Raw genomic sequence first — 13,165 nt, 5'->3', positions numbered from 1 at the left:
CTTCCTCTCATTTGGTTATCCAATCATAATGTTTCCTTTTGGGTGGCGGAAACTCTCTTTTTTTCTTCGTTTTGCAATGGCAAAAGCAATGGTTAGTGGTCCTACTCTTCCTGCGAACATGGTAATAACCAGAAGAAGACGACCAGCAGGTGTTAGATCTGGGGTTAGGCCCATCGAAAGACCAACAGTACCAAATGCAGAGGTAGCCTCAAATAAATACATCATAAAGCTATGATGCTGTTCCGTGATACTGAGAAGAATCGTCACGACTACAACAATTAATCCTCCACACATTGTAACCGTCAAAGCCTTTAAAATAGTTTCAGTGACAATTCTACGTTTAAAGAGAACGACATCTTCTTTTCCTCGAATTTGTGACCACATAGTAGCCACTAAAACAGCAAAGGTTGTGATTTTAATACCTCCAGCAGTCGACCCAGAGCCTGCCCCAATAAACATGAAAATGATCATTAAAAATAATGTAGAATGCGTTAAGTCTCCAATAGCCAGTGTATTGGAGCCAGCAGTTCGTGGTGTAACCGCTTGGTAAAGCGAACCTAACACTTTACCCCATTCGGATAATGATCCAAGTGTCTTTTGGTTGCCATACTCAAACAAAAATATCAAAATGGTTCCACTAGCAGTTAGCAAAAGTGTGGTTACTAAGACTATTTTTGAATGGACAGAAAGCCTTTTAGTCACACGATATTCATACAATTCATTCATAACAATAAAGCCTAATCCACCGATTGTAATAAGAGCACAGATGGTGAAAACAACAAAGGGGTCATCAACATAGGCAGTCATTCCGTTAAAGCCACCCATTAAATCGAAGCCAGCGTTGTTGAAGTTGGATATGGCATGAAAAAATCCAAAATAAAGGGCCTTTCCAATGGGCATATCAAAAGAAAAACGAATCGATAGAATAAGACCACCAATTATTTCAATACATGCTGTAAAAAGCAATATTCTTTTTACTAATCGAACAAGACCAGCTATGGAGATATTATTAAATGCTTCTTTAAGCAGCAGTCTTTCTTTTAATGAAATTTTCTTTCCAAGCAGTAAAAATAATAATGTGGCAAATGTCATAAATCCTAAACCGCCAATTTGGATTAAGAATAAAAGAATCACTTCGCCAAAAGTAGAGAACGTATCACCTGTATCAACTACAATTAATCCAGTGACACAAGTAGCTGATGTAGCAGTGAATAAAGCATCTAAAAAGGGCAAACCCTTCCCATCCTCTGTAGAAAATGGCATTGTTAAAAGAAACGTCCCTATGGCAATAATGAGAGCAAAGCCCAATACGAGAACTTTTGGAGGGTTTAATGCTCTTTTAAAATTGTTCATTTTATTTTCCTCAATTCTGAATAGTAAACAACTGTTTGTTAAATGGCATAATAAAAAGACCTACGATAAGAGCATGAAAATGACAGAAAGCATGCTCATAATGGTGGTCAATAACGACCTCCTTCGCTTTAGCCGACGAAGTTAGCTGACGGGTAGGATGGCGAAAGAGCTTTCTCATCCCTTCTGCTAAAGCAGAATTAACCCCAAAAAATTGGTTCCTCCGTTCTCAAATAGTTGAGATTTGGCCGATATGAAATTGAATGTGATTATTCTACGCCCTTATTCTATTTTTTGTAAACCCCTTAATTGTTAGGAAAATGTAATTATTTTTATTGTGGGCGATTTCTGTATGAATAATTCGAGCAAAAATAAAACCAAAAATTCACTTGATAATTTCGCATACTTTCTATTGACCATTATTAGACAATACGATATAATTTTTTAGTACACAACAGAAGGTGATTTGCCTAATTGTGTATTGACGTGTGTTCGGAGGGAGGGAAAGAGAGATGTCAAAAACTGTCGTTCGCAAAAACGAATCGCTTGAAGATGCTCTTCGCCGCTTCAAACGTACTGTATCAAAAAGTGGTACAATTCAAGAAGTTAGAAAGCGCGAGTTCTACGAAAAACCTAGCGTAAAACGTAAAAAGAAATCAGAAGCTGCACGTAAACGTAAGTGGTAATTTAATTTCCCATTAAAAATCCCTACGTTCATAACACGCAATTGTATGATTCACTGAGCAGACAAAGTTATACCTGAAATTAATCACATTTTTGATTAATTTCAGGTATTTTACATTGCTCAACTTTACGTACATATGAAAAAGCCGAATGAATTCACTTTGATTCATTCGGCTTTTTTGCACATACTGTTGGTAATTGCATTAGATCGAATGATAAATAAGTGAATAAATTTTTAAGATTTGTGAAACTTTTCGCATGATTGACCGTATATACAGAGGAGAGGCATGTTAGAAGGGAGGGGAAAAGATGCGAAAACGGAGAATCCTCAGCTATTTACTAGTGATATGGATGACTTTTTTGTTAGCGTTTCCATTAACTTCGGCTTTTGCCAGTAATAAGGTTTATCATGTTCTGATTCATAATGAAGTAGAACGAGGACTTCATGCATTTTTAGAACGAGCTTTTAAAGAGGCTGAAGAAAACAATGCAGAGGCGATTATCTTAGAAATACATACGCCTGGCGGTTTTGTGAATGCGGCCAATGATATCGCCATGCTTATGGATGCAACGCAAATAAGGACGATTGCTTATATTAATAAGGATGCGCACTCAGCAGGAGCTTTTTTAGCCTTACATGCGGATGAGATCTACATGGTTCCAAATGGAACAATCGGTGCAGCGGCAGTTATCGATTCAGCAGGTAATGCGGCCGACCTAAAGGCTAATAGCGCTTGGCTTGCTCAAATGAAAGCAGCAGCAGAAACGTCAGGGCGCAACCCTAAGTATGCATTAGCAATGGCAGATACCAACTATGAACTACCAGAATACCGTGCTGGCGGAAAGAATTTGTTAACCCTATCTGCCTCAGAAGCATTAAAGGTTAAATATTCTGAAGGGACGGTTAAGGATTTTCAGGAGCTTTTAGACGTAACCAACTTGAATGGTAGTGATGTTGTTCCCATTGAACCGACCTTTTCTGAAAAATTAGCTCGTTTTATTACAAATCCCATCATTGTACCTATTCTATTGTCTATCGCTAGTTTAGGACTTGTGATGGAGCTTTATTCGCCAGGATTTGGTGTTCCAGGTATAATGGGCTTATCAGCACTTGGTTTATTCTTCTTTGGACATATGGTGGCCGGCTTTGCGGGATATGAAACATTATTGTTATTTATTGTTGGGTTAGCCCTTTTAATTGCAGAGTTTTTTGTCCCAGGTGGAATTGTTGGTATTTTAGGTGGTGTCTTAATAGTACTAAGTCTGATACTGGCAGGTGCAAATATGATGCAAATGATAGTAGCAATTCTCATTGCGGTTGTGATAGCGATGATAGGAATGGTGATTCTGATGAAATTTTTCGGAAAAAAACTGCATGTCTTAAACAGGCTTGTGTTAATGGATGCAACCACGACAGAAGAAGGGTATGTATCCAATGTGAATCGCACAGAACTGTTAGGGAAAATTGGGAAAACGCTTACGCCACTTCGTCCATCTGGAACAATGGTACTTGGTAGTGAACGCATTGATATTGTCTCAGAAGGTGGCTATATCGATGTCAATCAACATGTAGAAATTATTAAAGTTGAAGGCTCACGCATTGTTGTGAGACAAACAGATAAAGAGATGGAGGAATAGAAAATGGGTTTTGATTTAGCTTTGATTGGTCCTATTGCTGGACTAGTTATTTTATTCATTGTGCTTGCGGTATTCTTTACCTTTGTACCCGTAGCATTGTGGATTTCTGCATTAGCAGCAGGTGTACGTGTGAGTATTTTCACATTAATTGGGATGCGCTTACGCCGTGTAATCCCGTCTCGAATTGTTAATCCGTTGATTAAAGCACATAAAGCTGGTTTACCTGTAACGATTAATCAGTTAGAGAGTCACTATTTAGCAGGTGGTAATGTTGACCGTGTAGTGAATGCCTTAATTGCGGCTCATCGTGCCAATATTGAACTGTCATTTGAACGTTGTGCAGCAATTGATTTAGCTGGGCGTGATGTATTAGAAGCTGTTCAAATGTCCGTTAATCCAAAAGTTATTGAAACACCTTTCATTTCAGGTGTAGCAATGAACGGGATTGAAGTAAAAGCAAAGGCTCGTATTACCGTGCGTGCCAATATCGAGCGTTTAGTCGGTGGTGCTGGTGAAGAAACAGTTATTGCTCGTGTTGGTGAGGGGATCGTTTCAACTATCGGTTCAGCGACACATCATACAGAAGTTTTAGAAAATCCAGATATGATTTCGCAAACAGTATTATCTAAAGGTTTAGATTCAGGAACAGCCTTTGAAATCTTGTCCATTGATATTGCCGATGTAGATATCGGTAAAAATATCGGTGCTGAATTACAGATTGAACAAGCACAGGCAGATAAAAACATTGCGCAAGCAAAAGCCGAGGAACGTCGTGCTATGGCTGTTGCAAATGAGCAAGAAATGATTGCACGTGTTCAAGAGATGAAGGCGAAAGTAGTAGAAGCAGAGGCAGAAGTACCTCAAGCGATGGCTGAAGCCTTACGTTCTGGTAATCTTGGTATTATGGATTATATGAACTATCGTAATATCCAAGCGGATACAGCGATGCGCGATTCGATTTCAAAAGTGAGCACAGAAAAACCTGAAACAAATGAACCTAATGCTTAATAACGGAAAGGAGCAGAACTAATAATATGGAACAATTAATACTCTTTGCCATAATTGCCATAGTCAGCTCTATTTTCGGAAAATCAAAAAATAAAAAGCCTCAGAAGCAGATGCCTCCTTTTAATAAAGATACTGTGGTGGAGCCTCCGGTTACGGAGAAAGCGTCACATCGTACTGGGAAAGCACAGAGTTTTGAAGATTTTGCACGAGAATTTATAGGAGATTGGATTCCAGAAAATGAGAAAGTCGAGGAGCCTAAAAAATTTGTTGAAGAACAAGTGAAAAGAGAAATACCAAGCTATGTTGCCCCAACTGTCATTCCAGCAGATATCCCTAGCCGTTCTTCTAATCGAGAAAGTCGAGGACGATTAGGTGCTGAAAAAAAGGAAGTGCAGTCAGTTGGCTCACATTCGACTTTACAACTACCTCAATCTAAAAATGATCTTATGCAAGCAATCGTGATGGCTGAAATATTAGGGCCACCGAAATCAAAAAGAAAATAACTAGCATGTCCTCCTTTTTCGATGCATATATTGCCGAAGAAGGAGGCATTTTTTATGAAAAAATTATTTCAATTAACGCCACTACTTGAGTTGTTAGAATACGAATCATTAAAGATTATTGGACCCTACCGTTTTATTCATGCAGATGCGACGACCTGTTCGTTTGTCTATGCAGATTATCATATTACTGTCAATGCGGATTCAGTGACAATCAATGCGCTCAAAGAAGAAATGCTACATCTTACTGTTGACAATCTACAGGAGCTTCATATGAAAATGATAAAGAATATGGGTGTGAGCTAAAATGTGGAATAATCGGCCAATTATTATACGTATAAAGCGCCATGAAAATGTTCATCCTTTTATTCAAGCATTGCACGCTCAACATGTCCCATTAAAGCGTGTTGTCTTTCGTGAGCAGGAAGTTTCCTTTGAAACGACGATGCATTATCTACCAAAAATTCGCCGTGTACGAAGACGTTTTCGCTTAAAAATGGCTGTATTTTATGCAGATGAGCTTCAAGTTTTTCGAGCGCAAATTTGGACTTTATTGGGCTTAGCCTTTATGATTGCTATTCCAATTCTTTGTGCACAAGTCATATGGCGAGTGGACATCGAAGCCGCCACACCAGAATTAGAGCAGCGTTTAGGTAAGACTTTTCATGAAACCTTTCAACTAGAAACCCCTTTATCACAAAAAAAGTTACCTTCCAATACGGTTATACGACAAAAGCTGTTAGAACAACACCGAGAGCTATCGTGGGTTCATATTGATAAACAGGGCGGACGAGTAATTTTGAGACCACAAGAATCACCTAAACAAACTGAGCAAACAACTGATAAATTAGCCTCCCATATAGTAGCAACGAAAAGTGGTGTCATTACACATTTTAATATACAGCATGGTGAGCGAAAAATTTCAGTCAATGATACAGCCTACGAAGGTGACGTCCTCGTAAGTGGTGTATTAGAAAGTGGCACAGATCAAGTTTTTGTCGGGGCGAAGGGAGAGGTTTATGCAGATTATTGGCTTGAATGTTCATTTAAAATTCCAACAAAAATTACCGTGGAAACCTTGCAGCAAAAGCAATGGCGAGTGTTGATAAAGGGTATACATCAGGAAAAGGTGGATTATGTACAAAGGAAGGATTTACCGAATTGGCTATCCCCCTATGTTTCGATTGTAGAGGAGCAACAGACGAAAACCATGCAAGTAGAGTTGGATGAATCGAAAATTGAGTCATTGCTGATTCCTTTATTGCATGAAAAAGTATTACGCTCGTTACCTGCAAAAACAATCATCAAGAAAGAAAACCTTTTACAGGCAAAGTGGGGGAATGGTACAGTTGAAGGGAAAGTTCTATTTTTAGTCAATGAAAACATTGCAAGTCCAATACAAGGCCTACAAGGAGAATGATTATGTCAGAACAGTTAACTGTATTACAGGTGGATAATCCAAACGAAGCGGTTATGCTACTAGGTATTTCCGATGCAAATATGAAATTAGTTGAAGAAGCACTTAATGTTCATATCATTACGCGTGGTGAACAAATTCAACTTGCGGGTGAAGAAAATGCTAAGGAACAGGCAACATTTCTTCTGCAAGCTTTATTGAAGGTCATACGGAAAGGTATTAATATTGATCAACGTGATGTTACAACAGCTATTGAAATGACACAAAAAGGAACAATCGAGTATTTTGCAGAATTATATGATGAAGAAATAGCACGCACGACGAAAGGTAAGTCAATTCGTGCAAAAACAATTGGTCAACGAGAATACATACAAGCAATCCGTCATAAAGACGTCGTTTTCGGTATTGGTCCAGCCGGTACTGGGAAAACGTATTTAGCGGTAGTCATGGCAACACAGGCACTTAAAAACGGCCATGTAAAGAGAATTATTTTAACTCGCCCTGCTGTTGAAGCTGGAGAGTCTCTAGGCTTTCTTCCAGGGGATTTAAAGGAAAAGGTCGATCCATATCTACGACCTCTCTACGACGCTTTAAACGACATCTACGGCTCAGAACAAACACAGCGGCTAATTGAACGTGGAACAATTGAAATCGCCCCTTTAGCCTATATGCGTGGCCGTACATTAGATGATGCCTTTGTTATTTTAGATGAAGCACAAAATACAACACATCAACAAATGAAAATGTTCCTAACTCGTCTAGGCTTCGGCTCTAAAATGGTCATCACAGGGGATAAAACACAAATCGACCTACCCAAAAATACAGAATCTGGCTTGATTGTAGCAGAACGTACATTAAAGTATGTTAAATCTATCCATTTCCAAGTCCTAGAACAAGGTGATGTCGTACGTCACCCAATCGTAGCCAAAATCATTCAAGCCTACGAAGAACAGCAACTTTAGAATTGCATAGCAATTCTAAAGTCTGCCCCGCAAGCGAAGCGACAGGGGCAACGGGTTGTTAAAGTCTGCCCCGCAAGCGATAGGGGTAACGAGGTTTAAAACATCTATATAGTTAAAACCTAAACCACGAATTTAATCAAAATATGGAAAAAAATGTGACAGCTATGCGAAGATGCATAGCTGTTTTTTGCTTTCTTATACATTTTTCGAGAAAAATGTATGTTGAATTGGTATGATAGTAGGTAGATAGAGGAGGTGCCAGATGGAGAAACAACTTCGAAAATTTACAGAGCTTATCGGTTTTCGCTACTTTCTTATCATCATTCTCATTTTAACAGGTGGCCTACAATTTGGGTTCATGTATGGCAATGTTAAAGGAGTTACATATGATTTCAAACCATTACAGCTTGCGCCTGAAACCGTACGATCTACTAAAACGATTGAAGACACTTATAAAACTCAGCTAGAGCGAGAAAAAGCTGCCAATGCAGTGGATTCAGTCTATCAATTTTCGGAGGATGTCGCCAAGCAAAGAGCAGCGATTGTAACATCATTATTTGATTATGTTTTGGAAGTGAAAAAAGATGTTGCAAATAGTAAGGAACCTATTCCTATTGCAGACCAAGTTACACAGCTTCGAAAGAAATTTGAATCCATTGACGAAGACCAGATGCCGTTAATTTTTACAGATTCTCAGCTGGAAGGTCTGTTAGTGCAAAGTGAAGATGATTTAACTAGAACAAGTACGCAATTATCTAAATTTGTAGAGGAGTATTTACAAAAATCCATCCGACCAGAGAACGTCTTTGTTGCACAAAATGATTTTGAGACAAAGATTCGTGGACAACGAGGATATCCTGATAAAATATTCAATACAGTCGTGTTAATAGGACGTACAAGCATTATTGAAAATGAAACAATTAACGAAGAACAAACAAAGATTCGAAAACAGCAGGCCAAAGAAAGTGTAGAGCCAACGCGCATTTTACAAGGTCAGATTATTGTTCAAGAAGGCCAAGTTATTGACAATGAGGCTTTTAGACAATTAGAGCTATTAGGGATGGTTAGTAATAAAGCCTCCTTTAAGCCGATAGCAGGGCTTATTATTTTAACGCTACTGCAAATGATGTTTATGTATATTTTATTTGAGCGTTGGGAGACGAACGAACGAAAAAAACGTAATGCACTGTTAGTGACAGTGATTGTTTATAGCTTGTCTATTTTGCTCATGAAATTTATTAGCTTAGTTTCTAGTGGCTTTGATGTGACGATTGCCTTTTTATTCCCGACAGCACTAGCGACGATGCTTGTACGATTGCTAGCAGATGAGCGAGCAGCCGTATTAATTACAGTTATGACGGCTGCTTCAGCAGGAGTAATTTTTCAAGAAGGCTATTCCTCAGTTATGCAAATGGAAATTACGCTGTATATCATATTCGGAGGGTTTGCAAGCCTATTCTTTTTGCGTAGTGTGGAAAAACGCTCACATATTTTACATGCGGTTGGTGTGATTTCCCTTGTAAACATGGCATTTATCGCGTTTTATTTATTAATGACACAATCATCCTATGGCTTACCAGAATTAGCATTTTACTTAATAGCGGCGATGTTATCGGCCTTGCTTTCAGGGGCATTAACGATGGGACTTTTACCATTCTTTGAATCGGCGTTTAGTTTGCTTTCATCTTTACGTTTAATTGAGCTATCCAATCCCAACCATCCATTATTAAAAAAATTATTAATGGAAACTCCAGGGACATATCATCATAGTGTGATGGTAGCGAACTTAGCGGAAGCTGCGTGTGAAGAGATTGGTGCTGACGGTTTATTAGCGCGTGTAGGTTGTTATTATCATGATATTGGTAAAACCAAACGACCTTCCTTTTTCATAGAAAATCAGATGTCAGGCATCAATCCGCATGATTCTTTACCGCCTGAAACAAGTGCAGAGATTATTATCGCCCATACGACAGATGGTGCCAATATGTTAAAACGTTATAAAATGCCTCAAGAGATTATTGATATCGCTTTACAGCATCATGGCACAAGTTTGTTAAAATTCTTCTTGTTTAAAGCAAAGGAAGAAGGAAAAAATATTGATGAGGCAAAGTTCCGATACCCAGGGCCCAAACCACAAACAAAAGAAGCAGCTGTTATAAGTGTTGCGGATAGTGTCGAGGCAGCAGTACGTTCTATGAAAGAACCAAATGCAGAGAAAATTCAGAAGCTAGTACGAGCGATTATCGATGATCGGGTCCAAGATAATCAGTTTGATGAATGCGATATTTCAATAAAAGAGTTAAAATGTATAGAGAGAGTACTTTGTGAAACGTTGAATGGGATATTCCATTCACGTATTGAATATCCAAAGGCAGATAAGTAGGAGGATCTATGATTTTAACAATTGATTTTACGGATGAAACAAATGAAGTGGGGGCACAACATATCGAACTTGTTGAAAAGCTATTACAGCATGCTGCAAGTGTAGAAAATATTGAGCCAGAAACAGAGGTTTCGGTGACGTTTGTAACGAACAAGGCAATTCAAGATATTAATCGTGAATATCGTGGCAAAGATCAGCCAACAGATGTCATTTCCTTTGCACTAGAGGAGCTAGGGGAAGGGGAAATGGAAGTTACTTTTGAAGGGATGCCACGTGTATTAGGTGACATCATTATTTCGACTGATCGTGCAAAAGAGCAAGCAGAGGAATATAATCATTCCTTTGAGCGAGAATTAGGCTTTTTAGCTGTACATGGTTTTTTACATTTACTTGGTTATGACCATATGAAGCCAGAAGAAGAGAAAGTGATGTTTGCAAAGCAAGATGAGATTCTCCAAACTTATGGCTTAGGTCGAGATTAGATGAATTTTCGAAAATACTTGCGATCTTTTGGCTATGCTTTTGAAGGCATCATAACTGCAAGTAAAGAACAAAATTTGAAATCACATATAGTAAGTGCAATCATTGTTATACTGGCTAGTTATTTGACAGGTTTATCTCGTATGGAGTGGTATATTGTGCTACTATTAATAGCACTAATGTTTGCGCTGGAAATGATGAATACAGCTATCGAACGGGTAGTCGATTTAGCTTCCCCAGAGATACATCCGCTTGCTAAGCAAGCAAAAGATATTGCAGCAGGTGCAGTGCTTGTATTTGCGCTATTCAGTGCTATAATCGGATTACTCATCTTTCTGCCAAAATGGTTTTAATGGAAATGAGTGTCTTCTAATTGAAAATAAACCATAAATGTGAGGGAGAATTAGTATAGATGACAATGGATATGCATGCATTATTAGAAGAATCAAAAAAGGCACGTGAAAAAGCCTATGTTCCTTATTCAAAATTTAAAGTAGGGGCAGCTCTACTAACAAAAGATGGACAGGTTATTCACGGTTGTAATATTGAAAATGCAGGCTATAGTATGACAAATTGTGCTGAGCGTACAGCGTTTTTTAAGGCAGTATCGGAGGGAATTTACGAATTCGAGGCCATTGCCATTGTAGCTGATACGGACGGACCATGCGCCCCATGTGGAGCATGTCGCCAGGTCATGATGGAGTTTTGTACTCCAACTATGCCTGTTTATTTAACGAACTTAAAAGGTGATGTGACGGTAACGTCAGTGGGCGAATTACTACCGTTTGCATTTACGACGGAGGATTTAGAGAATGCAGGAAACTAAAAATGGCTATAAATCAGGCTTTATCTCCATCATTGGTCGTCCAAACGTTGGCAAATCGACATTTTTAAATCGTGTCATTGGTCAAAAAATTGCGATCATGAGTGATAAGCCACAAACAACACGAAATAAAGTACAAGGCGTACTAACAACAGATGATAGCCAAATGATTTTTATTGATACACCAGGTATTCACAAGCCAAAACATAAACTAGGCGATTTCATGCTGAAGGTTTCTAAAAACACATTGCGTGAAGTGGACGTTATTATGTTTATGGTTAATGCTGAGCAAAAACTCGGTAAAGGTGATGAATTTATTCTAGAAATGCTAGCAGGAAACCCAACACCTGTCTTTTTGGTCATCAATAAAATTGATGCCATTCATCCAGATGAACTAATGGGAATTATTGAGAGCTATAAAGAGCGCTATGACTTTGCGGAGATTGTACCGATTTCTGCGCTACAAGGCAATAATGTTGAAAATTTATTAGTGACATTGGCGAAGTATTTACCAGAAGGACCTCAGTATTACCCAGCCGATCAAGTGACAGATCATCCTGAACGATTTATTATATCTGAACTTATTCGTGAAAAAGTCCTACATTTAACGCGTGAAGAAATTCCCCATTCTATCGCAGTGGTAATTGATAAAATTCGTCGTGATGAAGAAAATGAGGATAAAATTCATGTAGCGGCTACGATTATTGTGGAGCGTGATTCGCAAAAAGGGATTGTTATAGGAAAGCGTGGAGCCTTGCTTAAAGAAGTAGGGACACGTGCGCGAAAGGATATCGAAATGCTCCTAGGGTCTAAAGTTTATTTAGAGCTATGGGTAAAGGTGCAAAAGGATTGGCGTAATAAAGCTACACATTTACGCGATTTTGGATTCCGTGATGATGAATATTAAGTTTTTTCCTGGCTTAGCAAATGAATTGTAACGTTCGCGAACATTGCCCGTTGAATCAGGAATAGACGCCAAATTTTGACGTGACGGTTTTAGGTTAACTTCTTCTTGTAGGCACAAAAGGATCTAGAAGTATTTGATCATTTTTATTTTTGAGCTGTCCAAAATTATTTTGGGCAGCTCTCTTTGCATGGATAGTTCTTTTATGAAAGGAGGGGGATTATGCTTCATAAATGGGAGGGGATTGTATTAAAGGTTCGCGCTTATGGGGAATCTAATAAGATTGTTATTTTGCTAACTCGGGAAGCTGGCAAAGTGGCTACGATGGCTAGAGGGGCAAAAAAACCTTCTAGTAGATTGGCTTCCATCACGCAACCCTTTACCTATGGGATGTTTATGGTACAACATCATACGGGCATGGGGACTTTGCAACAGGGAGAACATTTAAATTCAATGCGCCATATTCGTGAAGATATTATGGCTACTGCTTATGCTAGCTATATTATGGAATTAGTGGAGCGAGTTGTGGAAGAAGGAAAGCCAGAGCCTTTTGCATTCGATGTTTTACTACATGCACTACAAGCAATTGAGGATGGCTACGATCCTGAAGCCATTACGCTATTTGTTGAATGGAAAATGTTGCCCTATACAGGTGTACAACCTATTTTACATGCCTGTGCTGCGTGTGGCGCTGTAGATGGGGAATTTGCTTTTTCCTTTGCTCAAGGAGGATTTTTATGCCATCGCTGTTATCAGCATGACCCCTATATCATTCGCTTAACGCCAACACAGCTAAAACTGATTCGTATGTTCTATACTATTCCAATCGATCAAATAGGAAAAATAGAACTGAAAAAGGAAACAAAATATTTTATCAAAAAAATCATTACAACCATCTACGAAGAACAAACAGGTATTCGTTTTAAAACCCGGAAATTTATTGAGCAGCTAGAGCGAACACCTGAATTTCAAATTCGCTCAAAAGACGAAATGCCAGATGAATCATAATGTTCATC

At 38.7% G+C, this 13,165-nt stretch carries 14 protein-coding genes and 1 riboswitch; of the genes, 13 read left to right on the top strand and 1 reads right to left on the bottom strand.

Annotated elements, in window-relative coordinates:
• Positions 1-15: 15 nt before the first annotated feature.
• Positions 16-1,353: a TrkH family potassium uptake protein gene (locus JIN86_RS03170; protein ID WP_202341252.1), complete on the bottom strand. Its 1,338-nt coding sequence runs from the start codon at positions 1,351-1,353 to the stop codon at positions 16-18.
• 115 nt (positions 1,354-1,468) lie between these two features.
• Positions 1,469-1,610, bottom strand: a riboswitch (cyclic di-AMP (ydaO/yuaA leader).
• Positions 1,611-1,862: 252 nt separating this feature from the next.
• Here JIN86_RS03170 and rpsU point away from each other — a divergent pair.
• The 13 genes from rpsU to recO all read left to right on the top strand — a co-directional run bounded on the left by rpsU (position 1,863) and on the right by recO (position 13,157).
• The gene (gene rpsU, locus JIN86_RS03165) at positions 1,863-2,036 is read left to right on the top strand and encodes a 30S ribosomal protein S21 (protein ID WP_004227078.1); all 174 of its coding nucleotides are present in this window, start codon (positions 1,863-1,865) and stop codon (positions 2,034-2,036) included.
• Between the two features lie 307 nt (positions 2,037-2,343).
• The gene (locus JIN86_RS03160; protein ID WP_202341251.1) at positions 2,344-3,672 is read left to right on the top strand and encodes an NfeD family protein; all 1,329 of its coding nucleotides are present in this window, start codon (positions 2,344-2,346) and stop codon (positions 3,670-3,672) included.
• 3 nt (positions 3,673-3,675) lie between these two features.
• Positions 3,676-4,680: a flotillin-like protein FloA gene (gene floA, locus JIN86_RS03155; protein ID WP_202341250.1), complete on the top strand. Its 1,005-nt coding sequence runs from the start codon at positions 3,676-3,678 to the stop codon at positions 4,678-4,680.
• Between the two features lie 26 nt (positions 4,681-4,706).
• Positions 4,707-5,183: a hypothetical protein gene (locus JIN86_RS03150; RefSeq protein WP_004227092.1), complete on the top strand. Its 477-nt coding sequence runs from the start codon at positions 4,707-4,709 to the stop codon at positions 5,181-5,183.
• Between the two features lie 54 nt (positions 5,184-5,237).
• A complete protein-coding gene (locus JIN86_RS03145) occupies positions 5,238-5,486 on the top strand; it encodes a hypothetical protein (RefSeq protein ID WP_202341249.1) in 249 nt (82 codons plus the stop codon).
• 1 nt (position 5,487) lies between these two features.
• Positions 5,488-6,600, top strand: coding sequence for a sporulation protein YqfD (locus JIN86_RS03140; RefSeq protein ID WP_202341248.1), 1,113 nt, complete (start codon positions 5,488-5,490; stop codon positions 6,598-6,600).
• 2 nt (positions 6,601-6,602) lie between these two features.
• Positions 6,603-7,559, top strand: coding sequence for a PhoH family protein (locus tag JIN86_RS03135; protein ID WP_004227104.1), 957 nt, complete (start codon positions 6,603-6,605; stop codon positions 7,557-7,559).
• A gap of 262 nt (positions 7,560-7,821) precedes the next feature.
• Positions 7,822-9,942: an HD family phosphohydrolase gene (locus JIN86_RS03130; protein WP_202341247.1), complete on the top strand. Its 2,121-nt coding sequence runs from the start codon at positions 7,822-7,824 to the stop codon at positions 9,940-9,942.
• Positions 9,943-9,950: 8 nt separating this feature from the next.
• The gene (gene ybeY / locus JIN86_RS03125; protein WP_202341246.1) at positions 9,951-10,424 is read left to right on the top strand and encodes an rRNA maturation RNase YbeY; all 474 of its coding nucleotides are present in this window, start codon (positions 9,951-9,953) and stop codon (positions 10,422-10,424) included.
• On the top strand, positions 10,425-10,775 hold the full coding sequence (locus tag JIN86_RS03120) for a diacylglycerol kinase family protein (RefSeq protein WP_004227121.1): 351 nt from the start codon (positions 10,425-10,427) through the stop codon (positions 10,773-10,775). It abuts the gene before it with no gap.
• A 59-nt stretch (positions 10,776-10,834) separates the two neighbouring features.
• Positions 10,835-11,248 carry a cytidine deaminase gene (locus tag JIN86_RS03115; RefSeq protein ID WP_202341245.1) on the top strand — a complete coding sequence of 138 codons (414 nt, stop codon included), beginning with the start codon at positions 10,835-10,837 and terminating at the stop codon, positions 11,246-11,248.
• Positions 11,235-12,152 (top strand): GTPase Era, encoded by a 918-nt coding sequence (era, locus tag JIN86_RS03110; protein ID WP_004227129.1) that lies wholly within the window; start codon positions 11,235-11,237, stop codon positions 12,150-12,152. Before JIN86_RS03115 ends, era begins: the two co-directional genes overlap by 14 nt.
• A 219-nt stretch (positions 12,153-12,371) precedes the next feature.
• The gene (gene recO / locus JIN86_RS03105; RefSeq protein WP_004227133.1) at positions 12,372-13,157 is read left to right on the top strand and encodes a DNA repair protein RecO; all 786 of its coding nucleotides are present in this window, start codon (positions 12,372-12,374) and stop codon (positions 13,155-13,157) included.
• The last annotated feature ends 8 nt before the right edge of the window (positions 13,158-13,165 follow it).

Origin of the sequence: Lysinibacillus sp. HST-98 (assembly GCF_016757845.1) — a bacterium.
GTDB classification, from domain to species: Bacteria; Bacillota; Bacilli; order Bacillales_A; family Planococcaceae; genus Lysinibacillus; species Lysinibacillus capsici.
The sequence above is the reverse complement of the archived record's forward strand: the minus strand, read 5'-3'. Positions and strand labels throughout refer to the sequence as shown.